Source organism: Parapedobacter tibetensis, assembly GCF_024704835.1.
GTDB classification, from domain to species: Bacteria; Bacteroidota; Bacteroidia; order Sphingobacteriales; family Sphingobacteriaceae; genus Parapedobacter; species Parapedobacter tibetensis.
The window spans coordinates 324,866-351,092 of the sequence record NZ_JAMXBE010000003.1 but is presented as its reverse complement, the minus strand read 5'-3'; the positions used below and the strand labels follow the sequence as shown (position 1 = coordinate 351,092).

Sequence of the window (26,227 nt, the reverse complement as noted above, 5' to 3'; positions counted from 1 at the left end):
GTTCCCATAGGACTATTTTTCACTTATATATTCCCACCACCCCCTATATTATTTTCCCAATTTTCAATCATCTTGGTGACGAATCCCGCTTTACTGTGATACTTTGGCCAAATCCTGTCTACCGCCATTTTGTATTCTAGGAGCCTTGAGTAGCGTTTCTAAAATGTAGGAGGCGCCATATTGAGGTCAGAATCCAAGAAATCAGTGATCATGGGTATCAGCCAATCCGTCCGCTGGATCATGCCTATATGGGTTGTGCCCGGTATAATGGCCAGGCGAGATTTTGGCAGCCCGTGTATATCCCCCATTTTTCCACCGCCTTTGGCGCGAAACAGCTCCAGTGCATGCTCATATCGTACGCCGTCGGCATCGCCAATGGCCATGAATATCGGAGCCTTTATGTTTTTTACCTCCTCGGACCAATCATAAGGCTTCAGGTCTATACTGATAACCTTCTTCACAAATTCCGGGAAATGGTCCGGATCGTTTCCAAGACTGTCGTATTGTTTTTCTATAGGTGTGCCTTTGAACATATCTGCGGTGAACGTAGCATAACTGGCCTCCACATCGGGCCACCACCCGTCATGCGTATAGGTACCTGCCACCACCACGAGCCTGCGTACCTGTTCAGGATGGCGCACGGCTACCTGAAAGGCTACCCCGCCTCCCATGCTATACCCTAAAATGTCTGCACTATCTATTTCGAGGTGCTTGAGCAAGCCGGACACATCGTCTGCCATACCTTCGTAACTCAATTCGCGGGATATATCCCTTGTGCGGCCGTGGCCTTGCATTTCCGTTACGATTACTTTCCGGTCTTTGGCCAATAAGGGTATGATATGCGACCAATTCATGGGTATATTCATATAGGAACCATGCAGAAGTACGATGGGTTTACCTTTTCCGTAAATCTCATAATACATTTCTAGTCCGTTTACGTCTGCATAGCCACTTTCAGCGGGCTTTATGTCCTGGCTGGCAACCGTTTCTTTTGGTTCAACTGAACCATTTTGTCCATCCTTCGAATGCGGTTGGCAGGATGCCAATACAGCCACAATACTAGCAACCGAGAGACTGATTATCATATGCTTATTCATATCGTGCGGTTTTGTTACAATACAAATCTCGGCAATAATACCATGCCACTTGCAATATATATGCGACAATCATAGGGGTTAAATGCGACAGTACCAATGGGGGACATATGTACAACCCGTTGTGCGGTTTCCATGAATTGTCCATTGTTCAGGTAATGCAGGTAGTTGACATTGTGCTGATCTGTACGGGGGCATTTATGGGCGATGCGTTGGCCTCATGGTATAAACGCAGGTGTGGCCTGAAGGATTACAGCAACCTGATTCCGGGCTATGGAGGCATATTAGACCGGTATGATAGCTATATTTTACAGGGGCGGTATTTTGGCTGTTCTATTTGTAGGGGAAAACTAAAGCGTCAGTATGAGTTAATTTTGCGCGAATATATTCTCCAGTTTTTTCATCAACGCAACACCTTTCACATTCTTGGCAATGATGACCCCATTGGGATCTAATAGGAAATTCTCCGGTATGGCATGGATAAAGAATTTTTTAGCCACTTCATTGTCAAAACCTTTCAGATCAGACAAGTGCGTCCAAGTAAGGCCATCGTTTCCAATGGCTTTCAACCACTGTGCTTTGGATTCATCTAGCGAAATCCCCAAAATATCAAACCCTTTTGAGCTATAGGCCTTATATGCTTTAACGAGATTTGGGTTTTCAGCCCGGCATGGCCCGCACCAGCTCGCCCAGAAGTCTACCAAAACATATTTTCCACGGAAATCCGATAAGTTAAACAGGTTACCCGCTGTATCGCGCTGGCTAAAATCAGGCATCACGCGGCCTATTCCAGTTAGCTTGTCTACGAGTATGCGTTGTTCCAGCTCTTTAGCCAAGTAAGTGCTTTTCAGTTGTGTTGTAAACGCATCCATCAATTCCTCCGCAAGCGTATAATTCGGATTCGAGCCTCTTAGTTGTCCGTACAGCAAGTTTAGCGAAAAGTAATTATCCGGATTCCGTTTGATGAAATCAAACCGCAAACTGTCGGCAAGCTGCGCGCCTTCCGTTTTTGTCAAGGAGCGTCCGGCAGCTTCCTCCCGTTTCTGCCGTGCCACCCGCCGACTTTCCGAATATCTGCTAGCGGTAATTTCCATATCCGAATTTTCAAGGATAAAATTACCCGAACGAGGCACTGGGCCATACACCCCCTCAAAGAGCCAATTTGCCTTTCCTTCAAAAAATAAAGACTTGCCCGGCTCAACCCAAAACGAATACAAGTATAAATTGCCAGCTAAATTCGGATTTATGTCATTTTTTACCGTCAGGCTAAATCTGGTTGGCTCTCCAATAATTCCCACATATTCAAACCGCCTATCCGCATTCAACGAAATTGTGTCGTTGACCCAGTTGCCTCGTTGTTGATAAGTCACAAAATAGGTGGCGTGGGGCACCGTATCAATTACCCCTTTGATGATAAACGTACTGTCCGATTGGGCCCGGCAATCCAACTTTAAAAACAGTAAAAACGAGGCAGTCAATAAAACGGAGGTGACGTTTCTTTTCATCTTGTTATAAGGTTATAATAAGGCAAGTCTTTTAAAACTATTCATTTAGTTTATAACGTTACAATGCTTGCGTTTAGTATGGCAAACTACACTGATAATTGATGAGCATTTTAATGAGGGTATGGTCACCAATAGTATCAAAGCAAGCATTTTGGTTGATGAGGTAGGTTTTGTTGTCATTAATTGTCGTCAGTTGCGTTTGCGCTAAGATATAAGTAAAATGGGTTTGTTGTACAAGCCGTTTGTGAAGAACGGTTCCCTTTTGTGATGAAAGCCTCGTTTTCTGTGATGAAGTGCGGAATCCTTGGATGAACAACACGTATTTATGATGAACGACACCTTCCCGGAATAAACACGGATGCAGAGGAATAAAACACCCTTCTCGGGGAATGAAAAGTTCGAAGCGCGTGATCGATGGGTGTGACGAACGACACGTATAGGTGATGAACGACGTGTATTTGTGTTGAACGGTTAAATTCGCATCCTCAAGCAAGAGCCCAAGTTCGGCCGGTCGGGGATTATTTAAAATCGATTTCTTTTCTTGGCAGGAAAAACCCTTTAATACAATTCACATTGCGGACGCAAACCTGTATATGGCTTTTCTCAAATATGCCGGCCCCACTAAATGCTGGGCCGCCCTCTGTAAATACACCTCGGGTAGAATCGAACTTTCTATAATCAGAAAATCCTTTCGTCTGCATGTCACGTTGTATGGTTTGGTCTATACGTGCATGCATATATTCAATTGCAGCACAATCTAGTTCACGCAATATGCGGTCTTTATGTTCGTCATTTGGTAGATCTCTATTTTTAGGGAGTGGCAAGTCGGAAAGGCGATAGCTTTCTTCCATGGAAGCATAATAATCCTGTAAGATTTTGATGTATTTACTATCCAGGAAATCACAGCAAAGCCCCAACTGTAAAACGGCGCCAACAACGGCTGGTTCTTTAATCCGCCCACGCTTGTGTTTGTCTTTCGCCCACTGTAGAGCACGTTCGTAATTATTCTCCCAGAAATAAATGCCATGCCCTAACCAATCAAAAGGCTCTTTGTTCAGTTTGACTTTATCTGGTTTATTGATTAATTCATGACATACAGCGGCGTCGCAACCGTGGAATCCGATGAGTAGGTTTGGTCTTATATCATACATTTACATAGGCCTATTTTCTGATTACAATGCGTTCCAGATTTTTATAAGGGGGCATGAATTTCTTATCCTTGTTGATAATACCTGCGTCAACCAAAGACTGGATGGCCTCTTCCTTCGTCATCTTACGACTACGTTCCTTTTTTGCCAATGCCTCTAAATTTTTAAAATCTTTAGAACTCATGATCATGGATTTGATTGTAAAGGTATACAATCTATGATAAATTATGACAGGCCATCTCACTATTCGCCCGCGAAAAGCGCTCAATTGAATCCTTATCACGGAGATAAAGCTCTTTGTAAAACTGATCTGCAAACGAGTGCGACATGAATTCTATGCCTGAAAAATCTAATTCAATTTGCTTGTCGCCAGTATATTCCTTCACCATATTGGCAAGCCGAGTAGCCGCCTCACGAGAGTCCAGTGTAGCGGGCAATAGGTTGATAAGTTTCAATTCAGGCATCATCGCATAACTTCTTTAATTATTTAGCAGCAACCAGCTTTTCCAATTCGGCGTAAGGTTTCGTGAATTTTCCTTTTTTCGTCAGGATGCCTGCACTATTAAGCGATTGGATAGCCTCTTTTTTAAACATAACCTTAGCTTCTTCCAGTTTTCCCACCGATTTGCTATGCACCACCAATGAACGCAATTGCATGATCGCCATTCGGTTCAGCTGGACTAATCGCTCAGATTGGGCCAGTCCTTGGTGAATAAGCAGTGCGTGGTGCTTGCTTTTGTCTTTTCTACTCACTCTTTTACGCTTATTTTATAACCGTTCAATCCTGCTTGATTTTTAATTACGGCGAATTCGCCATAATTAAAATCGGGATTATTAACAGACTCCCATATTCCCAAGAACTCGACAGTATTTCTATTCCTCAGCCAATCCGAGATAAAGAAGTCACCGTCTTTCGCATTCAACATGTCCGTGAGTGAGATAAAATCGTCCGCTTCTGCTGAAATAATAGTAATCTCCGTTCCCTTTACCTCTAATTTCTTGTTTTTGCCATGGGCAGGTTATTTGGCTATATGGCAAAGGTATGTTTTGCAAAGCAAAAAGCAAATATTTTTAGCAAAATAGACTCGCGGAGTTCTAATGCTACCAATCAACTATTCAGCATGGTGCTGATGAGTTGTTTGTATATTCCTCTTTACCATACACCACCGCCTGTTCCCTAAACACCTGCTTCTCCCTTTCAATTTCTGCCACCAACTCCTCTTCCGTAGGAAGATAGGGCAAGTACTTGCTGGCAAATAATTGCTTACTCTCGTTCAATATCGAGTACTTAGCAATGGTTCGATCCGTTTCTGTACACAGTAGGATACCGATCGTGGGGTTGTCACCTTCTTTCCGTTCCAAGTCGTCAACCAAAATCCGTTGATAGTTTACTTCCTCTCACATTCCCTATCTTTGCATCATGCCACGCGTTCCCCCATCGCCGCAGCGGAGTTATATCATGAGCCGCATCCGGAGCAAGGATACTAAGCCCGAGCTGCTCCTGCGCAAGGCGCTATGGGCACAGGGTATCCGTTACCGCACGCATAGCAAAGATTTGCCCGGCAGGCCCGATGTCGTTATCAAGAAATACAGGTTGGCCATCTTTATAGATGGAGAATTTTGGCACGGCCACCAGTGGGAGAAAACCAAAGGACGCATTCGCAGCAACAAGGACTTCTGGGTGGCCAAGATCGAACGTAATATGGCACGCGATAAGGAAAATAACGAGGCCCTCATCGCTATGGGCTATACCGTTTTCAGGTTTTGGGGTGAGGATATACGAAAGAACCTTAGGCAATGTGTCAATCAGATCCAACTTTACATCGAAGCAGCCGGAGAGGGAAGAGTGCCCTATCCGGCAGATTATTAGCGCCGATAATTCAATAAATCAGCTTACCGTCCATCCTGCCATCCCAGCCCTCCCGCTCAGACATGATCTGCCGAAACATGATTTCCTCCCCTTCTTCCTTTGTCATGACGTTACCGAATTCCGCCATTGAATCTACATCCTTGTATATACCGTTCCTGTCGTTCCAGCTTAGCCAGTCAATCAATTGCTCTCGGCTCATCGCCCGTACTTCGGTTAGCAGTTCATCTTCCGGCAAGGCCATTACCTTGTAATGAACGTCGCTATTCCGCTTCGTTTCTATTAGGAGATCCATAAGTAGTATTGTTAACATGATAGACCAAAATTACTAAAAAATATAGTATAAGTCAAAATATAATTTTCAAATACCTGTTTTGCCAATGCACAATACCCAAGTTAAATTTGAAGCAATAAAAATCACCTATGACACCGTTCTATCGCGCATAAAACCGCGTACTCCATCAAAAAGACCTTGCGGCCCCACCTTTAAAGGATATGGGCTTGGTGGTAATCAGCCGCTCTCCGATTGATATTGATTCAGTACCGACACGTCATTATGCCAACAATTGTGGATAACTTTTTTGCTATAAATTTTATCACCGTAGCGTTTCTGTCCGTAGATTTGTCCGTGTCCGTAAATTTGTCCGTAAACAATGGCTACCATCAATTACTACTTAGATAAAGCAGATAAAAAGGGTTACTGCCCTATACACCTTCGAATCAATTGCAGCGGCCGCCAGATAAAGGTCGCGACAGGTGAAAAAATCAAGGCGGATGATTTTGACAAGGAAAAGCAGGTCGTACTGCCTTCAGGCGAAAGCCATACCGCTATCAACCACTACCTTCATCACTTGAAAGAGCGAGCAGAGGAATTGCTCAACAATTCGCCAAAAAAGTCATTTACTGATAAAGAAATCAAAGAAAAACTCAATGACATAGCGGAGGCCTATAAAGCCGAAAGCCAAGTAAATATATATAGAGACCAACTATACCTATACGGGCGTTCATATACGTTCGTAGATCTTTTTGCCGGTGCGGGAGGGTTCAGCGAGGGATTCCTGCAAGCCCAAGTAGATGACAAATTCTTCGATTTTCTATTGGCCAGTGATATCAATGAAAATTGTGAGCTTACGCATGTGGTACGATATAATCACCAGCTCAACCTTGATACAGCTTTCCTAAGGCAAGATATAACCGAACCAGATTTTTTAGACAACCTGCTCCAGCGGCTCAATGGCAAGCCGGTAGACGTGATCTGTGGGGGGCCACCCTGCCAAAGCTTCAGCCTTGCCGGCAAACGACGCAAGTTTGACAAGAAAGATGATCTTTTCTCCCACTATTTAGAAGTCATCAAGGTGTTGCAGCCTAAGTACTTTGTGATGGAAAATGTAAAAGGCATACTCACAAAGGAGGGCGGCAAGGTTAGGCAACTCATACTCGATGAGATCAACTCCATTGTAGACCTCAACGAAGTGCCCAAGCTGCTCCAATTCATCAAAGAATTGCGCAAAACTGCACAAGACGACTCCTTTATCCTCGATTGCCTCACCAAGCGCATTGCCATGGAGCAGGTACACGATAGCAAAATCGCCGAACAACGAGAAACCTATCTCAAGGCCGTGGAAGCTAAGTTTAAACAATTTACCACCAAACAGGGCAATTATAAAGAAAGCAAGACAGACACGAGGATAAGCACCATCCGACACGGCTTGCGGATGCTACTACGGGCCAAGGAAATCGAAACCCTACGTAGGACCATCATCAAGGAAAAAGACCAATGCAACGTAGACAACGATTACTTTGTAGATGGGTTCAATACATTCATCACCCAGTTGGACGCGGAGGAAACCATTGCCAAGGTGCGGCAAGCTTTTGAAGACCTATCCGTGTCAGACACGTATCAACGCGATTGCCATGACATCCTGCAGGCGCTCACCATATACACCTATTCGCTTGAAGACTGCGTAAGGCTCATCGGTCAATTTTGCGCCCCGAAGCAGAAAGAGCAACTCGCGTACATCATGCAGAGCATACGGCTCTATCGCATCGAGGCCCCATTCGTAGCCAACGCATCAGACTATGGCGTACCCCAAAACCGTGAGCGCGTATTGTTTATCGGATGCCGAAAAGACCAAGCATTCATCTCCACCATACCACCCACCGTATCCGCGGCGGAAAAAGTCAGCGTATTCGAGGCACTGTATGACCTGGATTTTGTAGACAATGATACCGAAGCCTTCCATTATGAGCCGGTGGATATCAAGAAGCAATACAATGGCACTTCAGATTACATGCAGTCGCTATTAAGGGGGCGACATGTGGATGGGAAAGTTTCTGCGGAGCACCGCACCTATGCCCAATGGAGCAAAGAAGGGCGGTTGAACGGTCGCTTTCACTATTCCCCCCCATTCTATGTGCGTGATGTGCACGCTCTTGATCGGGGTGAGAAAAAATTCGATGCCCTGCACAATCATAAGACCAGCAAGCAGAATGTGGATGTCATCAAGCGCCTGAAGATTATCCTTAGAGAAGGCGATTACAAATTGGCGCAAAAGAAATTAGAAAAAGCTGGCCTATCCTCGGATAAGCGAAATTACAGCGTACTCAAGCCCGATGGCCAAAGCCCAACCGTGATGACGATACCGGATGATTACGTGCATTATCGTGCACCGCGGGCCCTTACCGTACGCGAGATGGCTCGGCTCCAATCGTTTGACGATTCCTTCGTGTTCCAAGGCAAGCGCTCCACAGGAGGCGATAAGCGCAAGTCCGAGGTGCCGCAATATACCCTGGTAGGCAATGCCGTGCCACCATTGTTGGCCAGAGCCGTGGCTATGGAGATCTTACAACATATCGACTAACGATGAGGCAGCTTAGACAAATCGAACTGGACCGACTTCAATTGCTCACAGAACACAACGTTGAGTTTACGCTGATTGAGCCCACGGCCACAGGGCTTACCAAATCCATTATGGACGCAACCGGACCGGTTCGTACTTATCTCAAAACACAAGGCGTACACGACTTCAACCTCCAAGCGCAAGGCCAAGAGCATAAATTGCTAGTACAGGCCAAACTGCTAGGCGCTTTTAGTGAAAGCCATTCAACCGTCTCGCTCTACCGGCCCATTACGAAGAAGGGAGATCCGCGCATTTGGTTTACCGGTTTAAAAAGGTATGTGGAGGCAAACGATATCCTTGGGATTATCCATTTTGAAGGCACATTGTATGTAATCAACGTCGCCCAATTAGATTTGCGCCAACTGATTCAGGGTGAATTGCATAATCCCATCAAGGAATTAGTATCGCAAATCAATCGGGATGCCAATGCGATAGCAAACGAATTGCTCTTTCGCCTGAGAGGTATTGCCGCCATGGGTCCTGTGGCCGCATTGCTGCAAGCAGATACTGCCGTGGGCCGTACATTGGAAACGTTATTGGACATCCCCATCAATTCACGTCGTGCTCCAGATTACAAAGGTATCGAGCTTAAATCCTTTAGGGCCACTAAAGGAGCCAAAAAAACAAACAATCGTAAGACACTATTTGCCCAAGTACCAGATTGGCAGTTCAGCAAATTCAAAAGCTCAGCGCAGATACTGGATGCATTCGGTTATATGCGAAACGGTAAATTTAGGCTCAATTGTACTGTCAGCACATTAGGGTGCAATTCACAGGGCCTGCAATTGAAACTCAATGGATCCTTGGGGCGCTTGGTTGAAAACTCGGCGCGCGCAGAAATCGGAGATTTTGCCACTTGGGCAATAGACTCCCTACACCAGACCCTTCTTAGTAAACACAACGAAACTTTCTGGATTGCGGCGGATTCCATCCATGAAAATGGACAGGAATATCTCCATTATAAGAATGCAGCACATACACGCAAACCTATCACCTCACAATTTGACATTTTGCTTGAGCAGGGGTTAATAACGCTCGACCATCTTATCTCTCGTCATGATGATGGTAAAGTAAAAGAACACGGACCGCTCTTTAAAATCCATCCAAGAGCGCTCAGCTTATTATTTCCGCCAAGTCTATCTTATGACTTGTTGGTATAGTGGGGTGTCTAGTGTTTTACCGCGGCTTGTGTCGCTGCACTTCACAGGGGATGGGGGCCATGATTATAGTTTACGGAAACTACAGGGCGAACCAATGGACCGCAATCAGCCAAATACTTTCGGTAAAAAAAGCTGAATTGGCACCACAACCTACCAGCTCATCACAAAGCTTTCCATTTGCTTCAAATCATTGTACGAAGCTACTTGGTGGGTTTTCTTTACAGCCTTGCGTTTGGTCTGCGTCTTGGATACAGCATCCAACATGCGTATGATGGAAGCATCAGCATTTTTGATCACAATCTCAAAAATATCACTATCACGAAGATACAACTCTTTGTGAAACTGATCTGCAAAAGAGCGCGACATAAACTCTATGCCTGAAAAGTCCAATTCTATTTGCTTTTTGTCGCTATATTCCCTCACTATATCAGCAAGCCGAGTAGCCGCCTCACGAGAGTCCAGTGTAGTGGGCAATAGGCTGACAAGTTTCAATTCAGGCATCATCGTATAGATTCTTTATTGTTTAGGAGGTACCAGCTTTTCCAATTCGGCATACGGTTTCATGAACTTACCTTTCTTTGTAAGAATACCAGCGCTATTAAGTGACAATATAGCCTCTTTCTTAGACATAGTCTTAGCTTCTTCCAGTTTTCTCGCAGCTAGCTCCATTAACGCCTTAAAATCTTTATCAGTCATTGTCCCTAGCTATTCTTCAGTTTTCCCACCGATTTGCTATGCACCACCAATGAACGCAATTGTATGATTGCCATTCGGTTCAGCTGGACCAATCGCTCTGATTGGGCCAGTCCTTGGTGAATAAGCAACGCATTCGTACTTTCCATGTTTGACAATACCACCAGTTGCTCGATAGACGCATAGTCCCGAACGTTGCCCTTCTTGTTCGGATTCTCATCGCGCCATTGCTTGGCTGTCTTTCCAAACAATGCCATATTTAGCACATCAGCTTCATTCGCATACACGAAAGAAACCTGAGCTTTTGACAATGTCTCGGGAATCAGGTTTTCCTTGATGGCATCCGTATGGATGTGGTAGTTTACCTTGGCAAGTGTGCGCTGGAAATCCCAGTTAGATTTAAGCCTGTTGCTTTCCTCTTCCTTCAACCGTTGGAATTCCTTAATCAAATAAAACTTGAACTCTGCACTTAACCAAGTAGCAAACTCGAAAGCAATATCCTTGTGTGCAAATGTGCCGCCGTATCTTCCAGTCCTTGAGAGAATACCGATAGCGTTAGTTGTTTCAATCCATCTTTTCGGGGTAAGAGAAAAACTGTTTGATCCCGACTGATTTTTAATTCCATCGAATTCGATGGAATTAAAAGCGGGATTATTAAATTGTTCCCAGAGACCAATGAATTCAATGGTGCTCCGGTTCCTCATCCAGTTCTGCAGAATGTAATCACTACGTTCAGAATCACGGTGTCTTGCAATATCCGTCAAGGATATAAAATCACTGGTATTCTCTTGAAAGATGGTTATCTCCGTTCCCTTTACCTCTAATTTCGTGTTTTTTGCCATGGATAGGTTGTTATTTGGTTATATGGCAAAGATACATCTTGCCAAACGAAAAGCAAATATTTTTAGCAAAACGAACTCAAGGGCTTTCAAAATAAATTACTGTCGCCTCAACTTGAAGTTCCAATTTGGAAGATCAAGTTTTGAAAGGTATCAACACAAAGCTGGGACATAAAATCTCCGGAAAGCGCTTAATGTACAGAATTCCTATGTATTCGCGCTAATCAAGGCTTCCAGCATCTGTACGATGGAAGCAGCCACATTTTTGATCACAATCATGCCGAAGTTTTCAAAACCCGCTGTATCCGCGGTTGCATGAACCAGATGCCTATAGGCAGTATCCAAATCATAATGAAGTCGGCAACCTTTGACGAAGCAAACAATCCTAATTCGGCTTCCCATTCATTAAGCCCCTTTCGGATTAGATTTATGCAGTATAATAAGCCGATGAAATTCAATAGACTAATCGTATCCGGTATGACTGCCAGGTTGCCTTTAGCTATCACCTTTAGTGCCGGCGCAAATAGGAATACGCAAATCAACGATGAAAAACGCTCGATCGGCCTCTCTTTACAAAAGGTCGGATTTTGGACACCTGCGGTAAATGACCAAGACGTCATTGCCCCATCGCCATCTGCTTAAAGCTGCCAAGCGGCTATGCGACTTGGACGTAATTCTTAATTCGATAGGCCTCCGGCCTTCAGCTGTGCTATAATGGGCAGGTCTGCGGGAGTCCAACGTGTGCGTATTCGTTTCGTTTTATTAATTTTACCTGCGAAAACCAGAAACGAATTTACCATGCACAAAATTTTTGATGCGCCAATGCCCGAGCCGTCGGAAGATGACACGCGTTTACTTCAAGAATTCGCATTCTGGGGAGAGAAAGGAAAAAACCATTACCGAGAGGCTAAGATGTATGTCTCGAATGAGTTCGCGTGGGTCGGTATGACATACCGTAACGATTCAGCCTATCATCTGGCTTATTTCGAAGTGTCATTACCCTTTGAAGGGATCACAAAAACCACGTACTTTCTCAATAAACGGGCGGAAGACTACTGGTTTTGGGGGCACCGGTTTTTTGAAGGTGTTAGCAATAGGAATGCGAAGATTAAAAAGCCAGATGAGGTGGCCGCTTTTTTGTTGGATGCCTATTGGTTCGGAAAGATGGACGGATGTGAATCACATCGCAATTTTGCCTTCACACAGTATTTTTTGGGGAAGCAGCTTATGGAAGCTCATCGAGGGCGAGATCTGGTTTTGGCCAACACCATTAGCAGTGTCTGCTGGGATTTATTGGAAACGGAGCTCATCCAATACCAAATTCGACTACACGACTGGAGTCATTTTTATGCCACATTGCCTCCATATGAGGAAAGTTTGGTCGATATGACCGACTATTTTAAAAAATGGCGCGAGCCGGAATGGGAAACATATTTTGAAACTTTTGTTGAAGAACGTAGGATCGCTGAGTATCCCGTAGAATACGTCATGGCAGACGAGCCGGATCCATTGGAGTATATCTATGAAAAGCTGTGGACTCCTAGCCAATCAGAAGAGCGGGTAAAACAGGAGTTGCTTGATTTTTCGAAAGCGTATCGGATCACGGATGAATTGGATGACGATCTGGATTATCCGATGGAAACAGCGGAAAGGGAAACGCTACAGGCCTTTAGGCAGACGGTTAAGGATGGCACGGCGGATGAGTGCCGTAAACTAATTGGCAGCATCACTAGGTGTCAACGAAAATGGCCGGACAATCCCTATTTCGTTTTGTTGAAAAAAGATGTTTATAAGTCTTTTTGTCGTTCTACCAAGATTGCGGACATAAATAACCTTCTGCGCGACCGCTACCCAGACTTTCTACACACGAAGCTGTTTACTTATCCTGCGAAGGAAAGGAATACGGAATGGGTGTACCGGAATATTTACCATGAAAAGCTGACACCGAATCAGGTATTTCCACACCGCACTGTTTTTACAACAGACGAGGTTACGATTTTTTGTTTCGTGATGTTTGATTATTTCTTACACCGAAAGCATGACCTCGGGGCGGCGCTGCAATACCACAAGCTGTTGAGGCCACTGATTAAATATCCATCATTTGGGTGGTTTGATTTCATAACCGACCAACTTAATAAAAGAATCAGGCCATATGTTGAAAAACTGGTTTTGGAATCAGTAGATGATCACATCAGGCGAAAGAACCTTATCAAACGGATTATGGGGGATGGAATTACAGGCCTACCGGAATAAATAGCCAGTTATGAAAGCAATTTTATTGAAATTAATTATCCTATCTCTTTTATTCGGATTACTGGCATGCGATAAAGCTGAACGGCTTGAAGAAGACGTTTTCCGCGTTACATTCTTGGGAGAAGGGAATGGTTGTCCTAGCGGACCTTTAGTCCGTTTTGGAAAAAATGATATCGATCGGTTAGAGCGGTTTGTTCATGTAGAATTCAGTGAAGGATTTGGCGACCAAAGGGTTATATCGGCCGTCAATCTGAAAGGGGCCTATCGCGAAGGGCAAACCGTTACATTGAAGATCCGGAAATTTACAGACGAAGAAGTCCCTTTCTGCCTCGCACATGTGCCTTGGTACGTAGGCGTGTATGTTTTGGAAGAATACGCGGATTAAGTTGGTAAACTTCGAAAAGCAGTATGTCGAGATCGGCACCGTCTCGTTTATTGATGAGAACAATGCCAACCTTACTAACAAGCGCTCAACACCCATTATGGAGGAATAAAACACCTCTCTCGAGGAACGAAAAGTTCGAAGCGCTTGATTCATGGGTGTAACGCAAATGACGTATGTGGACGCAGACTAGGTTAAGGTACACATCATTTTGAAAACCTATATCCAAAGATAAAGCCCGGTTTTACTGCCGGAACAATGTTATCCCATTCATCACCCCTTACGCCTTTAATGTTTAAGTCGATCGGCACTGACCGATCCTCAGGTGACGCTCGGCCAACGATTTTTCTATCCATGAATCCCAATCCGAGCCCTAGCTGTGGGCCGAAGAAAAACCGTTTTCCTACATATTTCCGGTAACCAAAAAGGCCGTATGCCAACAATAACCCTTTATTCACGGAATACGATTGGCTGGTTCCTGTTTCCCCGTCCTCGTGCACAAGAGCGTCGTACGACGTGTAATTTATCTTAGAACCGCTAATACCTGCACCGAACCACCATTTTCGGCGGAAGAAATAACGGCCTTCCGCCGCCAGACTAAGGCCATCTGTCGGTTCGTCCAACACGTAGTGATAGTAATACACGCCTATATCGGTAGAAAGTGCTATCCTCTCGCTTACCGCGAATTCGACACCTATATTCGCGCTGGGATGTAATACACTGATGTTCCTGGCGGCATTGGTAAAAATCTTTACGCCCGGTGGAATGGTTTGTGCGGCGAGCTTTAATGTGGGTATGGTCACCAATAGCACCAAAGCAAGCATTTTGGTTGATGGGGCAGGTTTTGTTGTCATTAATTGTCGTCAGTTGCGTTTGAGCTAAGATATGTAAAATGGGTTTGTTGCACAAGCCCTCTGGGACGAACGAACACCCAGAGGGACGAACTGCACAAAATCACTAACTTTACCCCATGCCACACACACTCCAAACCTACCTCCATGCCCTCACCCACCTCAAACGAGGCGGTACGAGGTACGGCATCGCACCTCACAAACCCATGTTGGTACTTACCTTAATGGAATTGGTGGAGAAAGGTATAGTTACGAATAATCGCTTCGAGGCCAATGCCGATCTAGTAGGGCATTTTCTGGAAAATTGGCAACTGCTCGTCGCCACACCGCACCAAGCGGATTTCACGCAACCATTCTATTATTTGCAAAGCGATAAGGCTAATGGTGCGCCTTTTTGGTACTTAGTCCCAAAGCCAGGCTGCACGATCAATGCGCACATCAAAAGCGTAAATACGCTGGCCGAGGTACTAGATCATGGGGAATTACGTGTAGACCTCTTTGCACTTATCCAAGATTCGGTGAGCCGTACGGTCTTGCAGACTGCCCTACTGGGCACCTATTTCCCCGATCGCAAAGCTTACTTCCTTGCAGCCAAGCACAGTGGTGAGGGTTACTTACACGAAGTAGAGGCTTATATTCTCCAAGAGCCTGAGTCCAAATACAAAACCGTCCACATTGATACCGAAGAAGAAGTCTTTGTACGCAACGGGCTTTTCAAACGACATATCATTCAGCTTTACCAAAGCACCTGTGCCTTTACCGGCATGTGTTTGGTATCACGGCATGGCCATAGTTTTGTGGATGCCTGCCATATCGTACCGTTCAGCGTGAGCCATGATGACAGGATCGGCAACGGTATCGCGTTATGTCCCAATATGCACCGTGCGTTTGACCGCGGCTTGCTCAGTATAGATAAAGATTACCGGATTATCGTATCGCCGCATTTCACGGAGGATGAAACCCACGAATACAGTATACGAAAACTAAAGGGCAGGAGAATTAATGGGCCTCAGTCAACCAGATACTTTCCTCAGCTCGATAAACTGAATTGGCACCGCGAACATATTTTTAAGGCATAACAGCGGTCCACTCACGCAAACGAGTTGCGCGAACGGGTTCTGACCAGTCCTATCGTATCACCCATGAGCAAGCGCTGCTCTTGAGTACAGCGCACATACTCAATCAAGCTCGAAATCCCATCCACTATATGCAAATCTTTCTTTCGTTGCAATTTAGGGTGACAACAGGTATAGGACTCTTCGGTTGGGAAAATGATATAGCCATTATCATCAAACAATATATCTGGAAATCTCTTTAAGTTATGATACCACTTACCATCAGCTCGGTATAATGAGTGAGCAGCATTTATTTGTAAAACTCGGTTGAGGTAAAGACCATTCATTTCATTCGAAACAACTCGATTAATATTTCTATTGCATTTTATTAGCTGATATATATTTTACCAGTGAGGGGTCTGGAAATCTTAAATCATTTGATATTTCGAAACATCCATTACACAACGACACTCAGACCATTGTAACATATCACTATTATCGGTTGGCATATGTTCAACAAGTTCGGTGGCAGGAATAATAAACGGCCCATACTCGGCTGATTCTGTTTCCAGATTAATACCTGCCCAACAGAAAAAAAAGTAAGACTCAACATCTTCTAACGCCTTATTCCATTCTGGTTTTGAAATATAAAAACGGAATCTACCAAGATTGGTCGTATCGGAAGATTTCACTTCAATTTGTATTTTATCCCTCTCACTATACGTTGATAAAAAATATTTGCCTCTAATTGAGAGGACATCAAATCCAAATCGATCACTTATTCGGGACGCCCACTTTACAAATGATCTGGCTGGTGTAAATCCATCATTAGTTATCCTATCCAATTCATATCGGTAAGTTATCTTTTCTCCTACGTCTCCAATTGCCTTCTTTAGCTCTTCCTTATAATCTTCATATTTTGACAATATATTATCCCACCAGATGTTTACCTCTTCTTTTTCAAAGTCAAAGAGAAAAGCATTGTCCAATAAATTAACCCACTCTGGATCATTGGCAATTAAGGATTCCCTAAAAATCTCCGGGTCTGAGTCATAAAAAATCAGCCATTCAAAATTGTGATATGATAAGATGTGTAATAAAACTTTTCTAAGTGCCGATATATTTATGTCCTCTTGATTACATTCGGGCAATAATGATGTTGTTGTAATATCTGTAATATATAATTGAGAGGAATGAACAGTAAGAAAGCCATAATCTAAACATATCTTAAGACCAGCTTTTGCAGGAACTGTTCCGCCAAGCTTCCCAGATTTCTCTACAATATTTATTGCGTCTTTAGGGGTCATTCCCCTATGTTCATTTGTCAAATAAACGATATGCCAACAAGCCACTAAATGACCATATGATATAGAGTAGTATTTGATTTTTTTCTTCATTCGTGAATAATGTGCTTCTTAATAACCTCAAAATCCACACTATCTATACCAACTTCATCTTCGATTGAAATGTCAGCAGGATCATAAGCTAAAGAGCTTAAATATGGATCTTCAAGCACATTACCCATGGCTTTAATTTTGTCGTTTAGCCTATCAATTAAGACTTCATCAATTGTGTTTTCAGTTATAAGTATTTCAATTTTGGTTACTATCCCTTTTTCTAGGCCAAGCCGATGTATTCTATCGATTGATTGCAAAAAAAACGCAGCATTAAAATTTCTATCAAGATAAATTGCATAATGACAGACTTTATGCAAACTAATACCCTCGCCACATGCTTGTGGATTGGCAATCATTACTTTACATTCTGGATTTTCATGAAACTCTCGAATTTGATATTCCCTCGTTTTTTCATCCTCCTCTGATCCTGATGGCACCTCTCCATAAATCACGACGGGATTATACTCTTTGAGTAATTTTTTAAGAATTAAGATATTACGAACAAAGTATGACCAAATCAAAATTTTATTTGTTGGATTCTCTTCTATGATTTTTTTTACACGTATCTTAATATATTCAATTTTAACTGGTTTCTCGTATTTCTGAAAGTCTTCCAATAGTTCCCAAAATTCTCTGTTTTGAGGCACTGACAACGTTTCTTCTCCGTATTCATCTTTAGCTGTCAATAGTATTGGGTTTGTTGCTGCTTGAAGTAGCTTTACAACGCTTCTTCCTATTCTTCTGAAATTGTAAATTGAAGGTTTATCCATTCCTGAAATTACCCTTGCCGCTTCTGATTTAAATAATCGATACAATTCCGCCTGTATTTTCCCCATAGGAATTAACGTATAATCGATTATTGGATCTTCCAACCCCAATTCGTTCTTCGTTGTTCTTACAAAAAGACCATTGATTGCTTGATTGACTTTGGGTAATATATCTTCATCTTTCGACCTCGTATGTTCCGGTATTATATTTTCTCCGGGCCATAAAAAGTCAAATTGTGGTTCCAAGTCCGTGTAACTCTGAGGCATAGGGGTTCCCGAAAGAATATCCCTTCGCTTTGCCAAATCTGCCAGCTTAATAATCTGACCGTAGCTAATATTGTTCGTTCCGCTTTTAATTCGATGCGATTCATCAAGTATTAGATGCACTTTATTGTTAATAAAAAATGGAATAAGCTGGCTTACGTCTTTTCTTAACTTCTCGTAATTCACTAGAATAATATCTAGATCAGATTGCTCTATTAGGGAAAAGTTCTCAGTGTGATTTCGCTGTAAGCGTTTAATTATCAAGGCGCCTTTTCCAAATATTTCATCTACTTCGTCTTGCCAAGAAATAAAAGCATTTATTGGAGCTATTACAAATAGTTTTGACACAATTCCAAGCTGTTTTAAAACTGTATGGGTCGCGAGTATTGTTGTTGTCTTGCCAGCACCCGGAACGGAGAAATTTGCTCCGTGTTTTAATCTTAGAAGGTGTAATACATCCCTCTTTTGTTCAGCTTTTAGTTTTCTATTAAAATTGTTTTTTTTAAGAATTTGGTTTAAGATATCTTCATTGATATCAACAGCGGATTTTTTTTCCTTTATACTCTTACGGTCATTTACTGTTTCTTCGACTAGCCTTTTGGCAAAAGCATCATATTTTATGTCTAGCTTATATTTTTTTCTTACGTGCGCAATACTTGTTAATCCTCTTTTTAATTCAAACCATGGTAACTTAAAAACAAGATCACTATAAGAATAGTTATCGGAAATAGAGGAACAGATTATTTTCAGTTCATTAAAAACGCGTTCGTCTTTATTGGTAAGATATAGTGTAGCGACCAACGATCGGCGATCGACTGAAATTTCCAAAATATTACTCATCATATTCCTTTAGCTCTCTCAGCAGTCTCTCAGCATTTGTAATAATTTGCTCAAGTTTATTTCTGACACTTCCAAGCTTAGCAGTGTCGTTATCAATGACAAGCCCTTGGAGCTCTCTTAATGCTGCGCTAACGGATTCATATACAGCTTCGGCGTCTTTTCTCTCTTTATTTACTTCTTTAACGTCAAGAATTGCTTCGATTATTTTGCTTGAATTTTCTAATACATTTTCCTGACTATCAAATGAAAAGTTTGTTGAACCTTGATCGTTATCGATCAGATTATCAAGAAGTTCTTCTGCGTTAGGATTGGATTCTTTTGTTTCTTCATGATTAGGAGGGTCCGTAGACACCGTTTGTAGCATTTTTTCGTAAACCTGATCGAATGTTCTAATGAGATCGATAACGTAACCATATAAACGTCCCTTAGAGGGACGCTCTTCAATTATTGTAAATATTGCATTACGCAAAGCTTCCTGTTTAATATTATCTTTTATATATAGTCTACTGCTTTTCTCTAATTGCCTGAAAATTTCTTCCGTATCGTCGAGCTTTGAATAATCATACTCTCCTGGGAAGTTTCTCCATATTAAGAAAGCATCAATTAAGTCTATCATACGCAGCTTTATTTTAAGCTCCTGAGTACTTAATCTTAGGTTTTCGGCTAATTCTTTATCTGTCAATTCTAGTCGCGAATCTTCCTTTCCCTTTCTAATATTTCTCAGTTCATTAATCCAATGATAATCTTCTCTAAAGTCTTGAGCTATTTGCAAAAGCTGCTCTAACAGATAAATGTCTTTTGGAGAAGCATCTTCTGGTAGTACGACACAATCTATATACCTCACTCCTAGATGTTTTAGCCCAGCCGTTCTTCTATTGCCATTTACAATATATCCATCATAAGTAATAATACAAGGGTCTTCCTGTCTACGGGTTTTTAAATCATCCAATAAATCTCTACCTTTTCCTTTTACCATTTCTGTCAAAATTTCCTGTTGAGTTTGCTGAACAACGGGAGATTCTGGGTCATTAAAAAATTCTTTGCCTAAAGAATTTTTACGGATATATGCTAATTGTTGAATTTCTGTGCGTGAGTTTTCAATTCGAAACATTAAATATTCCGAATCGATGTGCACGATCTTTCGATGTAGAGGTTTATCTCTCCAGCTTTTTATAGCATAATAATTTTTATTAGAATTATCTTCTTCTGCGACCTTGGTCACTCTACGGATATATTCAATACGTTCTGCTCTGGGCTTCATATTGTTTAGTTTGATAAACCAAAAATTAATATAGGTACGGGAACAATATCAGTAAACTGATAAAGTTCTTTTGCCAAGCGATCAAATTGAGCATAATTTGCGCCCATCATTTTCGATTCAAGTTTATGAGGAACTATAATTATTCCAACATCGATTATTCCATTTTTATTAAGTAGACTTAGTTTCAAAATATCAGCATAAGTTCGAGCAACATTGCCGATTTGAAAGCACACACCTACTTTGGATTTCATAAAATTAATAGTTAAATTTGAATTCCCTACTTTCACGTTATCCGCCCATCCGTTTTGATTAAATCTTTCGCTTACCTTAGATTTTATTTCCTTTGAAAAATTCTTTCCGAAATATAAACCTTTGTACGTTAGTATATTAATTAGTTCATGCAATAGGTTTCCTTTGGCCTGAATTGTTTCTAAGCCCTTTTGATGACTATATTGATCGCAGACTTTCATTATTATTAAACTCAAGCGGAATTTGAGAAAGTTTGGATTTTGTATGATCATAAATTGGCGTTCCAATAGACCTAAATCGTAGAGAACCATCATCAAATTCTTTAACGCGCTTTACACCAATGTCTCTGTATTTTTTGACTTTTTCTATCCCAATTACATTCCTGTCATTTTTCAAGCTTGCCAATACTGTGGAACCGACACCCGCAAAAGGATCAAGAATCCAGTCGTTTTCATTTGTTAACGCCAATACACATCTTTCAACAAGTTCAATAGGATATTGGCAAGGATGTTCTGTCTTTTCTACGTGGTTAGACTTCACATTAGGAATATTCCATATCTCCTTTTCCCAGTCGTTCAATAATACCTCCCATATATCAGAAGGGTTTTTTCCTTTGGGATTACTAGAATATTGTCCTTTTTTTGGGCCTTTATGGTGCCTTTTCCCTGGATATTTTGAAGGTATGCGAACTGAATCCAAATTGAAAGTATAATCTTCAGTTTTGGTAAACCATAAAATAGTTTCGTATCGTCCTGAAAATCTTTTAGAAGAATGCAAGCCGTGGCCAAATTGCCATACTATTCTATTTCTTAGTTTTAGACCATTATCCTTAAAAATTTGATAATAGAAGATATCCAAAGGAAATATTTCTTTGTCATCTACGAAATTTCCTACTTGCCAACAAATGCTGCCATTAGTGTGTAAAACCCTTACTAATTCTTTAATTATTTCATTTTGTTCTTCAAGATATAATTCAATTGATTTTTTTGTTTCATATTCTTTTCCAACATTATAAGGAGGGGATGTTATAATAAGTTTGAATGTGTTGTCTTTAAATTTCTTAATGGCTTTTAACGAATCTCCTAATATGTATTTGTATTTTGACATTTCTGTAAATTTATCTTCAAATATAGTCAAAGTGATTTGTAATTGACCTACCCGTATCCTACAAAGCGCCTGCCGTTTGACGGGTCATTTAATAACCTTGAATGTGATGTGTCCCATTCACCATTATTTCATCGAATATCCGCTATGATCATAAACTTACAGAATCCCCCCTACAGGTTTCCTCCCAATCACCCAATAAGCAATACCACCCAGCAACTGCAAACAAAGAATAACCAAGAACCACAGCATGCGGTGGAAACTTGGCAATTTTTCATTCGTAATGGAGTGGTACAGACTATAAAACACAAATGCAAATACCGGAAGCATTAATATTAACTCCGCAGTACCTATGTTTAAAAACAGTAATTCCATATTTATGCTTTAATTATTCTTTTCCAGTTGCTCGCCCCCTCAAACCCCCAATAACTTATCAATCACCTCCAGTGATTCCTTTACTGTAATCGTGTGCTCATGGAATCTTGGGGATACGAATGTGATTTCGGTATGCGCTGCCTTTGCTCGGTAAAACGCCACATTGTCAAAATTCACCCGTACGGGTTCGTCTTTTTTTACTGTTGCTAGTCTGAGTATCGTCGCCATTCCGTTTTTCTTTAAATAGTCATTCCGATGTTTCAGCGCCGAACCAAACCAATCCCGTACCCTCTAATGGGTTCAGCTGCCCAAGCTGCAGTGCGCTTTTCCCTTTGTGCCGTGCCCACCAGGCTTCGTAGTGTGGTAGCACCTCATTCAGTGTGACTTTCCTTTCGCGATTGTTGGCATCCACGACGTGCACACCCCTTGCCGGATAATCACCTGGATTACGGATCACTTCGATGGCATAAAGCATGACCAGACCCACCTCTTTCTGGCCGGGATAGTAAGACAATACCGATGCCCAAGGGAATCGGCTGACCAACTGCTCATCTGAAGCATGCCCCAATAGCGCGTCAATATGTTTTATCCTGAAAGCGGGCAACTCCTGAAAGTCATCATACCTTTCTGCTTTCACCTCTCTGACAAATTTCTCTACGATATCGACTTCATTTTTCTTGCAGGCCCAACCCGCCATCAACGACAACAACAATAAGCAGTTCCAACTTTTCATAGGTTCCTCCTGACGTGCTCTTCATGGTTAATAGCCAAATTTTTCCTAGTAACTGAACTTGTCCACTTAAAGATTTTTGCCAGGATTTCTTCAGGAGACTCCTTTACTAAAACGACCTGGTTGTCGATTGCGGTTAGCTTTGTCGCTTTTCCTTCCTCGATTACCTCAAACCCCGTTATGCCAAATATGTTTAGTTGGAATTTTTCATCCGTTTCGGAATCAATTAGTTCAATAAGCTGCGGAAACGGAATATCCCTGAGGTCTCTTTCCATATTATTAGTTTATTAACGGTTTGTAATTTGTTTTTTCCTCCCCACCACCCAGTACGCAATACTGCCAAGCAACGGAATAGCTAGAATCACCAAGCCCCAGATTAGACGATGCGTGCCGGGTATCGCCATGTTCGTAGCCGCATGGAAGAGGCTGTAAAACATGAATGCCAAAAGCGGCAATACAATGATAAGTTCCGTGATTCCCATGTTCAAAAAAAGTAATGTCATATTCTTAGTTCTTGTCTTGCGAGCGACCCATATATTCGAATATCAATATCAACTCCGCGTCAATTTAGTACCCACGTAATTTCACCAGCTCCGCATATGTAGTGACACCAAATCCCCTATGCTTCCTGCTAATCTCATCAATATAATGCTGCGGACGTTTAAGCAGGGTTTTGCGGAGTCGGCTCGACATTATGTTTTCGTGTTCCTTCACCCAGTTCTCAACTGTTTGTAACCCCTCGTCACTCCCAACGGCCGTCAAATTGGCTGGGTGGCAGAACTCTCTTTGTAAAAGCCGGAGCGTCTCCCTTCGCTCTTCTTCACTCAATGCGCTTAAAAGTTTCTCCAGGTTCATAGTATTTGCGTTTGGAACATCATGTTCATTTGTTACTTACTACTCTATCCCCCACCTTAAATCCTATTGCCTTCCGTTTCAGAGCTGGATGTTCAGCTTTCTCTTGCAAGCGGTCTATATATTCGAATATTAACTCGATATTCTTGTCTTGGCCGTCTTGCTTCTTACTAATCTTCTCAATAACATGTTTGATCTCCGCAATCTCTAACCGCATTGTCGTTACACTGTCACGACAATTTGCTCGTCGACGAATTGTTCTGCAAATTGGAGCATCCGTCTGAGGTTTTTCCCTTCAAAATCCCGCCCGTATCTACTTTCTAATTGTGTAGACACTGTCTACACAATCTGTTTTCCATAGGTTGTCCGCTTGTTCGGCAGAATTTCGTTACGCATCTGTTTTTTTCCTGTCATGTACTAGTTATTCCTCTTCATCCATTTTTTTTAACTGTTCTTCCAGTTCCTCAACGCTAGGTAAGCTAGACTTCAAATTATCAGGGAGCACTTCGGCGAGTTGAAACTCACTCACTCCCATCGGCTTATTGATATCGCGAAGTGCAAATTCGGCTTCGATATTATTCTTGTCACGGCACAGTAAGATGCCGATGGTCGGATTGTCGTCCGGAAGCTTGACTAGGCTATCCACAGCCGAAAGATAAAAATTCAACTTACCCGCATACTCGGGGATGAAGGCCGTATTTTTAATTTCCACCACTGTATAGCATTTAAGCCTAGTATGATAAAACAACAGGTCGAGGTAGTAGTCATTCTCACCGACGACCAAATGGTACTGCCGCCCTATGAACGCGAAACCTTTGCCAAGTTCCAACAAGAACTTTGTGATGTGTTGGATAAGCTGGTTTTCGATGTCTCTTTCTTTATAGGACTTAGCCATCGTAATGAAATCGAACACATACGGATCTTTCAAGGTCTGCTGGGCCAGATCGGATACCGGTTCGGGTAGCGTATACTTGAAATTCGTGATAGCCTTCCCATTTCGCTCGTACAAATTAGACTTCAGTTGCAATGCCAGCGTATCCCTACTCCAATTGTTTTCTATCGTCTGTTGTAAATAGAATCGAGCTTCCTCAACATCTTTTGATTTGCTGAATATCAATATGTTATGCCCCCATGGAGTCTTATCCAACAGGTTGTTGGACAATTGGGCAACAACCTGTTGCCCAATTGACGTATGATAAAATTGATAAAATTGCCTACAGTATTTTAGGTTGCGCGGGGACAAGCCATTCATATCTGGAAATTCTTCTTTCAAATCGTTAGACGCTCGGTCTATAACCTTATCTCCCCACTGAAACCGGGCTTGCATTTCAGTAATCATCCGCCCTAACTCCCAATAGAAACCTATCAATTCTGAATTGACAGCCAACGCAGCTTTAATCTGCGACGATCGAACTTTCGTTTTGACTTCGGCAATCCAGGTTTTATATTCGACTGTGATTTCCATACGCTATATTAGTCTACACGCTCCGTTAAACCCTCCCAATCCCATTAGGGCCGTACAAAAATTCAAATGCCTCACTCGGTTTCCTGTTATGTGCCTTTGCGATAAGATAGACCTTGTAAGCAAAAATCTCCCTTTCCCCGCTAACAAAGTGGCTGAAACTATTTGGGGCAGTATCTATCCTCACAGCTATATCTCTTTGTTCGACGACAAACTGCTCAAGATAATTTGCTAATCTTGTCTTTTTAGGGCTTTTCCCAATCGGCTTTATGAAGTTTGGTAATTCAATGTCCCCAAAAATCTGATGGCACGCATCATCTATTTCGCCTTCGACGTCTACTATAGAATAATAAAACTCTTTCCCGTAGATTTTCAAGCGCTCCTTCTTGATCACTGCAGCGACCTGGCCTTCATTCAAATGACCAGCAGCAATAATGATGCTTTGATAATTTTTATCGATTTTTAGAAGAAACTTATGTAATTCTCGGCCTTTCTTGTTTTCAGGTTTCAATTTTTTATATCTTATTATCAATTAGTTATAAACTATATTGTATTTTTAATACTACACATTAAAACACAATTACTATATTTGCAGATAGTTATAATATTAATCGTCAATTATGAAAGCTAAAATGTCATCGTAATACGATAGAAAGCTTAAGAGTCTCGACCCTGTCTAACGCTTTTTTGAACTCGGGACGGTAAAAATATGCCCTTTATCTCGCATAAAGTATATCTTTGTGCTTGATGCGGATATTGGGCTTTGCCGTGATCCACGTTCAAACGTTAGACACTTGGGGTGGGGAGTAGAGCCTAATTCCGTATCAATTAGAGCCCAATTCCCCTCGCGACTCGTTTTCAAAACCTAAAATTATGAAAACGAAAATCCCAAACTTCCAAATCCGTTATCCCCGCAACACCGTTGCCGGAACTACACGATTGCGCTCAACCTCACGGCTGCGCATAGTTACTTTCAAGGCACTTACAAAAAATATCATATGTGCCCCCGAATAAGGGCAAGCCGATAAACATCGGGCAGCAAAAAGCATGGGCGCTAAGCCATGCTTGCCAATAGCAAAAAAGCTATCGGCCGCTACCCGGTAGCACCGACCCCGCCAAAGGAAACTTCGTTGTTTGCTTAGGTTCGGAGTAGATGATCACTTATTGGTCTTGACACCC

Annotated in this window: 36 protein-coding genes; 8 read left to right on the top strand and 28 right to left on the bottom strand. The window is 42.2% G+C overall.

Features of this window, described 5'->3' with window-relative positions:
• Positions 1–158: 158 nt before the first annotated feature.
• A complete protein-coding gene (locus tag NF543_RS06535; RefSeq protein WP_257667308.1) occupies positions 159–1,097 on the bottom strand; it encodes an alpha/beta fold hydrolase in 939 nt (312 codons plus the stop codon).
• 107 nt (positions 1,098–1,204) lie between these two features.
• Here NF543_RS06535 and NF543_RS06530 point away from each other — a divergent pair, with 107 nt between their 5' ends.
• Positions 1,205–1,549: a phosphatidate cytidylyltransferase gene (locus tag NF543_RS06530; protein WP_257667307.1), complete on the top strand. Its 345-nt coding sequence runs from the start codon at positions 1,205–1,207 to the stop codon at positions 1,547–1,549.
• Here NF543_RS06530 and NF543_RS06525 read toward each other — a convergent pair.
• The 7 genes from NF543_RS06525 to NF543_RS06500 all read right to left on the bottom strand — a co-directional run bounded on the left by NF543_RS06525 (position 1,463) and on the right by NF543_RS06500 (position 5,121).
• Complete coding sequence (locus NF543_RS06525) at positions 1,463–2,599, bottom strand: TlpA family protein disulfide reductase (protein ID WP_257667306.1); 1,137 nt, start codon at positions 2,597–2,599, stop codon at positions 1,463–1,465. The two genes, NF543_RS06530 and NF543_RS06525, sit on opposite strands and share 87 nt — an antisense overlap.
• 518 nt (positions 2,600–3,117) lie before the next feature.
• Positions 3,118–3,750 carry a hypothetical protein gene (locus NF543_RS06520; RefSeq protein ID WP_257667305.1) on the bottom strand — a complete coding sequence of 211 codons (633 nt, stop codon included), beginning with the start codon at positions 3,748–3,750 and terminating at the stop codon, positions 3,118–3,120.
• 10 nt (positions 3,751–3,760) lie between these two features.
• On the bottom strand, positions 3,761–3,931 hold the full coding sequence (locus NF543_RS06515; protein ID WP_257667304.1) for a hypothetical protein: 171 nt from the start codon (positions 3,929–3,931) through the stop codon (positions 3,761–3,763).
• Positions 3,932–3,962: 31 nt separating this feature from the next.
• The gene (locus NF543_RS06510) at positions 3,963–4,214 is read right to left on the bottom strand and encodes an STAS-like domain-containing protein (protein WP_257667303.1); all 252 of its coding nucleotides are present in this window, start codon (positions 4,212–4,214) and stop codon (positions 3,963–3,965) included.
• 16 nt (positions 4,215–4,230) lie between these two features.
• Positions 4,231–4,500 (bottom strand): hypothetical protein, encoded by a 270-nt coding sequence (locus tag NF543_RS06505; protein WP_257667302.1) that lies wholly within the window; start codon positions 4,498–4,500, stop codon positions 4,231–4,233.
• The gene (locus NF543_RS25480) at positions 4,497–4,721 is read right to left on the bottom strand and encodes a KilA-N domain-containing protein (protein WP_373274996.1); all 225 of its coding nucleotides are present in this window, start codon (positions 4,719–4,721) and stop codon (positions 4,497–4,499) included. Before NF543_RS25480 ends, NF543_RS06505 begins: the two co-directional genes overlap by 4 nt.
• Before the next feature lie 142 nt (positions 4,722–4,863).
• Positions 4,864–5,121 (bottom strand): PDDEXK nuclease domain-containing protein, encoded by a 258-nt coding sequence (locus tag NF543_RS06500; protein WP_257667301.1) that lies wholly within the window; start codon positions 5,119–5,121, stop codon positions 4,864–4,866.
• Between the two features lie 46 nt (positions 5,122–5,167).
• Here NF543_RS06500 and NF543_RS06495 point away from each other — a divergent pair, with 46 nt between their 5' ends.
• Positions 5,168–5,617: a very short patch repair endonuclease gene (locus NF543_RS06495; protein WP_257667300.1), complete on the top strand. Its 450-nt coding sequence runs from the start codon at positions 5,168–5,170 to the stop codon at positions 5,615–5,617.
• 10 nt (positions 5,618–5,627) lie between these two features.
• Here NF543_RS06495 and NF543_RS06490 read toward each other — a convergent pair whose 3' ends face one another.
• Positions 5,628–5,909, bottom strand: coding sequence for a hypothetical protein (locus NF543_RS06490; protein ID WP_257667299.1), 282 nt, complete (start codon positions 5,907–5,909; stop codon positions 5,628–5,630).
• 358 nt (positions 5,910–6,267) lie between these two features.
• Between NF543_RS06490 and NF543_RS06485 the strand changes: the two genes are divergently transcribed.
• Together NF543_RS06485 and NF543_RS06480 are read left to right on the top strand one after the other, a co-directional pair.
• A complete protein-coding gene (locus NF543_RS06485; RefSeq protein ID WP_257667298.1) occupies positions 6,268–8,475 on the top strand; it encodes a DNA cytosine methyltransferase in 2,208 nt (735 codons plus the stop codon).
• A gap of 2 nt (positions 8,476–8,477) precedes the next feature.
• On the top strand, positions 8,478–9,674 hold the full coding sequence (locus NF543_RS06480) for an MvaI/BcnI family restriction endonuclease (protein ID WP_257667297.1): 1,197 nt from the start codon (positions 8,478–8,480) through the stop codon (positions 9,672–9,674).
• A gap of 150 nt (positions 9,675–9,824) precedes the next feature.
• On the opposite strand, the gene NF543_RS06475 is transcribed toward NF543_RS06480, so the two are convergent.
• The 4 genes from NF543_RS06475 to NF543_RS06460 form a co-directional block, all read right to left on the bottom strand.
• Positions 9,825–10,175 carry an STAS-like domain-containing protein gene (locus tag NF543_RS06475; RefSeq protein WP_257957447.1) on the bottom strand — a complete coding sequence of 117 codons (351 nt, stop codon included), beginning with the start codon at positions 10,173–10,175 and terminating at the stop codon, positions 9,825–9,827.
• Between the two features lie 15 nt (positions 10,176–10,190).
• The gene (locus NF543_RS06470; RefSeq protein WP_257667295.1) at positions 10,191–10,370 is read right to left on the bottom strand and encodes a hypothetical protein; all 180 of its coding nucleotides are present in this window, start codon (positions 10,368–10,370) and stop codon (positions 10,191–10,193) included.
• A 5-nt stretch (positions 10,371–10,375) separates the two neighbouring features.
• A complete protein-coding gene (locus NF543_RS06465; RefSeq protein ID WP_257667294.1) occupies positions 10,376–11,209 on the bottom strand; it encodes a KilA-N domain-containing protein in 834 nt (277 codons plus the stop codon).
• 204 nt (positions 11,210–11,413) lie between these two features.
• Positions 11,414–11,608 carry a hypothetical protein gene (locus tag NF543_RS06460; protein WP_257957446.1) on the bottom strand — a complete coding sequence of 65 codons (195 nt, stop codon included), beginning with the start codon at positions 11,606–11,608 and terminating at the stop codon, positions 11,414–11,416.
• Between the two features lie 45 nt (positions 11,609–11,653).
• Between NF543_RS06460 and NF543_RS06455 the strand changes: the two genes are divergently transcribed.
• The 3 genes from NF543_RS06455 (at position 11,654) to NF543_RS06445 (ending at position 13,844) form a co-directional block, all read left to right on the top strand.
• Positions 11,654–11,848, top strand: a complete 195-nt coding sequence (locus NF543_RS06455) for a hypothetical protein (RefSeq protein WP_257667293.1) — start codon at positions 11,654–11,656, stop codon at positions 11,846–11,848.
• 156 nt (positions 11,849–12,004) lie between these two features.
• The gene (locus NF543_RS06450; protein ID WP_257667292.1) at positions 12,005–13,459 is read left to right on the top strand and encodes a hypothetical protein; all 1,455 of its coding nucleotides are present in this window, start codon (positions 12,005–12,007) and stop codon (positions 13,457–13,459) included.
• 10 nt (positions 13,460–13,469) lie between these two features.
• Positions 13,470–13,844 (top strand): hypothetical protein, encoded by a 375-nt coding sequence (locus NF543_RS06445; RefSeq protein ID WP_257667291.1) that lies wholly within the window; start codon positions 13,470–13,472, stop codon positions 13,842–13,844.
• A gap of 203 nt (positions 13,845–14,047) precedes the next feature.
• Here the strand turns inward: NF543_RS06445 and NF543_RS06440 are convergent, their stop codons facing one another.
• Positions 14,048–14,695 carry an autotransporter outer membrane beta-barrel domain-containing protein gene (locus NF543_RS06440; RefSeq protein ID WP_257667290.1) on the bottom strand — a complete coding sequence of 216 codons (648 nt, stop codon included), beginning with the start codon at positions 14,693–14,695 and terminating at the stop codon, positions 14,048–14,050.
• Between the two features lie 116 nt (positions 14,696–14,811).
• Here NF543_RS06440 and NF543_RS06435 point away from each other — a divergent pair, with 116 nt between their 5' ends.
• Complete coding sequence (locus tag NF543_RS06435) at positions 14,812–15,771, top strand: HNH endonuclease (RefSeq protein ID WP_257667289.1); 960 nt, start codon at positions 14,812–14,814, stop codon at positions 15,769–15,771.
• An 11-nt stretch (positions 15,772–15,782) separates the two neighbouring features.
• Here NF543_RS06435 and NF543_RS06430 read toward each other — a convergent pair whose 3' ends face one another.
• From NF543_RS06430 to NF543_RS06365, 14 genes are all read right to left on the bottom strand, one after another.
• Complete coding sequence (locus NF543_RS06430; protein ID WP_257667288.1) at positions 15,783–15,923, bottom strand: hypothetical protein; 141 nt, start codon at positions 15,921–15,923, stop codon at positions 15,783–15,785.
• Between the two features lie 252 nt (positions 15,924–16,175).
• On the bottom strand, positions 16,176–17,144 hold the full coding sequence (locus tag NF543_RS06425; protein WP_257667287.1) for a protein NO VEIN domain-containing protein: 969 nt from the start codon (positions 17,142–17,144) through the stop codon (positions 16,176–16,178).
• Positions 17,141–19,015 carry a DEAD/DEAH box helicase gene (locus NF543_RS06420; RefSeq protein ID WP_257667286.1) on the bottom strand — a complete coding sequence of 625 codons (1,875 nt, stop codon included), beginning with the start codon at positions 19,013–19,015 and terminating at the stop codon, positions 17,141–17,143. Before NF543_RS06420 ends, NF543_RS06425 begins: the two co-directional genes overlap by 4 nt.
• On the bottom strand, positions 19,008–20,276 hold the full coding sequence (locus tag NF543_RS06415) for a ParB/RepB/Spo0J family partition protein (protein ID WP_257667285.1): 1,269 nt from the start codon (positions 20,274–20,276) through the stop codon (positions 19,008–19,010). Before NF543_RS06415 ends, NF543_RS06420 begins: the two co-directional genes overlap by 8 nt.
• Before the next feature lie 5 nt (positions 20,277–20,281).
• Positions 20,282–20,746, bottom strand: a complete 465-nt coding sequence (locus tag NF543_RS06410) for a BglII/BstYI family type II restriction endonuclease (RefSeq protein WP_257667284.1) — start codon at positions 20,744–20,746, stop codon at positions 20,282–20,284.
• Positions 20,724–21,632, bottom strand: coding sequence for a DNA-methyltransferase (locus NF543_RS06405; protein ID WP_257667283.1), 909 nt, complete (start codon positions 21,630–21,632; stop codon positions 20,724–20,726). The genes NF543_RS06410 and NF543_RS06405 overlap by 23 nt, the downstream gene beginning before the upstream one ends.
• Positions 21,633–21,788: 156 nt before the next feature.
• A complete protein-coding gene (locus NF543_RS06400) occupies positions 21,789–22,004 on the bottom strand; it encodes a PLDc N-terminal domain-containing protein (RefSeq protein WP_257667282.1) in 216 nt (71 codons plus the stop codon).
• A gap of 39 nt (positions 22,005–22,043) precedes the next feature.
• On the bottom strand, positions 22,044–22,232 hold the full coding sequence (locus tag NF543_RS06395; protein WP_257667281.1) for a hypothetical protein: 189 nt from the start codon (positions 22,230–22,232) through the stop codon (positions 22,044–22,046).
• A gap of 19 nt (positions 22,233–22,251) precedes the next feature.
• On the bottom strand, positions 22,252–22,737 hold the full coding sequence (locus tag NF543_RS06390) for a DUF4943 family protein (protein WP_257667280.1): 486 nt from the start codon (positions 22,735–22,737) through the stop codon (positions 22,252–22,254).
• Positions 22,734–23,009 carry a hypothetical protein gene (locus tag NF543_RS06385; protein ID WP_257667279.1) on the bottom strand — a complete coding sequence of 92 codons (276 nt, stop codon included), beginning with the start codon at positions 23,007–23,009 and terminating at the stop codon, positions 22,734–22,736. The genes NF543_RS06390 and NF543_RS06385 overlap by 4 nt, the downstream gene beginning before the upstream one ends.
• A gap of 12 nt (positions 23,010–23,021) precedes the next feature.
• Positions 23,022–23,237, bottom strand: a complete 216-nt coding sequence (locus NF543_RS06380; RefSeq protein ID WP_257667278.1) for a PLDc N-terminal domain-containing protein — start codon at positions 23,235–23,237, stop codon at positions 23,022–23,024.
• A 64-nt stretch (positions 23,238–23,301) separates the two neighbouring features.
• Positions 23,302–23,589 carry a hypothetical protein gene (locus NF543_RS06375; RefSeq protein ID WP_257667277.1) on the bottom strand — a complete coding sequence of 96 codons (288 nt, stop codon included), beginning with the start codon at positions 23,587–23,589 and terminating at the stop codon, positions 23,302–23,304.
• Positions 23,590–24,007: 418 nt separating this feature from the next.
• A complete protein-coding gene (locus tag NF543_RS06370) occupies positions 24,008–25,051 on the bottom strand; it encodes a PDDEXK nuclease domain-containing protein (RefSeq protein ID WP_257667276.1) in 1,044 nt (347 codons plus the stop codon).
• A gap of 25 nt (positions 25,052–25,076) precedes the next feature.
• The gene (locus NF543_RS06365) at positions 25,077–25,559 is read right to left on the bottom strand and encodes a hypothetical protein (RefSeq protein WP_257667275.1); all 483 of its coding nucleotides are present in this window, start codon (positions 25,557–25,559) and stop codon (positions 25,077–25,079) included.
• Between the last annotated feature and the right edge of the window lie 668 nt (positions 25,560–26,227).

What these genes read in the sequence shown, in the direction of transcription:
- NF543_RS06460 (WP_257957446.1), bottom strand. Translation starts at nt 11,608, where the DNA reads ATGGGAAGCCGAATTAGGATTGTTTGCTTCGTCAAAGGTTGCCGACTT.
- NF543_RS06440 (WP_257667290.1), bottom strand. Translation starts at nt 14,695, where the DNA reads ATGACAACAAAACCTGCCCCATCAACCAAAATGCTTGCTTTGGTGCTA.
- NF543_RS06525 (WP_257667306.1), bottom strand. Translation starts at nt 2,599, where the DNA reads ATGAAAAGAAACGTCACCTCCGTTTTATTGACTGCCTCGTTTTTACTG.
- NF543_RS06480 (WP_257667297.1), top strand. Translation starts at nt 8,478, where the DNA reads ATGAGGCAGCTTAGACAAATCGAACTGGACCGACTTCAATTGCTCACA.
- NF543_RS06375 (WP_257667277.1), bottom strand. Translation starts at nt 23,589, where the DNA reads ATGAACCTGGAGAAACTTTTAAGCGCATTGAGTGAAGAAGAGCGAAGG.
- NF543_RS06485 (WP_257667298.1), top strand. Translation starts at nt 6,268, where the DNA reads ATGGCTACCATCAATTACTACTTAGATAAAGCAGATAAAAAGGGTTAC.
- NF543_RS06515 (WP_257667304.1), bottom strand. Translation starts at nt 3,931, where the DNA reads ATGAGTTCTAAAGATTTTAAAAATTTAGAGGCATTGGCAAAAAAGGAA.
- NF543_RS06410 (WP_257667284.1), bottom strand. Translation starts at nt 20,746, where the DNA reads ATGAAAGTCTGCGATCAATATAGTCATCAAAAGGGCTTAGAAACAATT.
- NF543_RS06435 (WP_257667289.1), top strand. Translation starts at nt 14,812, where the DNA reads ATGCCACACACACTCCAAACCTACCTCCATGCCCTCACCCACCTCAAA.
- NF543_RS06510 (WP_257667303.1), bottom strand. Translation starts at nt 4,214, where the DNA reads ATGATGCCTGAATTGAAACTTATCAACCTATTGCCCGCTACACTGGAC.
- NF543_RS06520 (WP_257667305.1), bottom strand. Translation starts at nt 3,750, where the DNA reads ATGTATGATATAAGACCAAACCTACTCATCGGATTCCACGGTTGCGAC.
- NF543_RS06395 (WP_257667281.1), bottom strand. Translation starts at nt 22,232, where the DNA reads ATGGCGACGATACTCAGACTAGCAACAGTAAAAAAAGACGAACCCGTA.
- NF543_RS06370 (WP_257667276.1), bottom strand. Translation starts at nt 25,051, where the DNA reads ATGGAAATCACAGTCGAATATAAAACCTGGATTGCCGAAGTCAAAACG.
- NF543_RS06405 (WP_257667283.1), bottom strand. Translation starts at nt 21,632, where the DNA reads ATGTCAAAATACAAATACATATTAGGAGATTCGTTAAAAGCCATTAAG.
- NF543_RS06455 (WP_257667293.1), top strand. Translation starts at nt 11,654, where the DNA reads ATGAAATTCAATAGACTAATCGTATCCGGTATGACTGCCAGGTTGCCT.
- NF543_RS06420 (WP_257667286.1), bottom strand. Translation starts at nt 19,015, where the DNA reads ATGAGTAATATTTTGGAAATTTCAGTCGATCGCCGATCGTTGGTCGCT.
- NF543_RS06390 (WP_257667280.1), bottom strand. Translation starts at nt 22,737, where the DNA reads ATGAAAAGTTGGAACTGCTTATTGTTGTTGTCGTTGATGGCGGGTTGG.
- NF543_RS06530 (WP_257667307.1), top strand. Translation starts at nt 1,205, where the DNA reads ATGTACAACCCGTTGTGCGGTTTCCATGAATTGTCCATTGTTCAGGTA.
- NF543_RS06475 (WP_257957447.1), bottom strand. Translation starts at nt 10,175, where the DNA reads ATGCCTGAATTGAAACTTGTCAGCCTATTGCCCACTACACTGGACTCT.
- NF543_RS06465 (WP_257667294.1), bottom strand. Translation starts at nt 11,209, where the DNA reads ATGGCAAAAAACACGAAATTAGAGGTAAAGGGAACGGAGATAACCATC.
- NF543_RS06495 (WP_257667300.1), top strand. Translation starts at nt 5,168, where the DNA reads ATGCCACGCGTTCCCCCATCGCCGCAGCGGAGTTATATCATGAGCCGC.
- NF543_RS06450 (WP_257667292.1), top strand. Translation starts at nt 12,005, where the DNA reads ATGCACAAAATTTTTGATGCGCCAATGCCCGAGCCGTCGGAAGATGAC.
- NF543_RS06535 (WP_257667308.1), bottom strand. Translation starts at nt 1,097, where the DNA reads ATGAATAAGCATATGATAATCAGTCTCTCGGTTGCTAGTATTGTGGCT.
- NF543_RS06415 (WP_257667285.1), bottom strand. Translation starts at nt 20,276, where the DNA reads ATGAAGCCCAGAGCAGAACGTATTGAATATATCCGTAGAGTGACCAAG.
- NF543_RS06470 (WP_257667295.1), bottom strand. Translation starts at nt 10,370, where the DNA reads ATGACTGATAAAGATTTTAAGGCGTTAATGGAGCTAGCTGCGAGAAAA.
- NF543_RS06425 (WP_257667287.1), bottom strand. Translation starts at nt 17,144, where the DNA reads ATGAAGAAAAAAATCAAATACTACTCTATATCATATGGTCATTTAGTG.
- NF543_RS06385 (WP_257667279.1), bottom strand. Translation starts at nt 23,009, where the DNA reads ATGGAAAGAGACCTCAGGGATATTCCGTTTCCGCAGCTTATTGAACTA.
- NF543_RS06400 (WP_257667282.1), bottom strand. Translation starts at nt 22,004, where the DNA reads ATGGAATTACTGTTTTTAAACATAGGTACTGCGGAGTTAATATTAATG.
- NF543_RS06445 (WP_257667291.1), top strand. Translation starts at nt 13,470, where the DNA reads ATGAAAGCAATTTTATTGAAATTAATTATCCTATCTCTTTTATTCGGA.
- NF543_RS06380 (WP_257667278.1), bottom strand. Translation starts at nt 23,237, where the DNA reads ATGACATTACTTTTTTTGAACATGGGAATCACGGAACTTATCATTGTA.
- NF543_RS06490 (WP_257667299.1), bottom strand. Translation starts at nt 5,909, where the DNA reads ATGGATCTCCTAATAGAAACGAAGCGGAATAGCGACGTTCATTACAAG.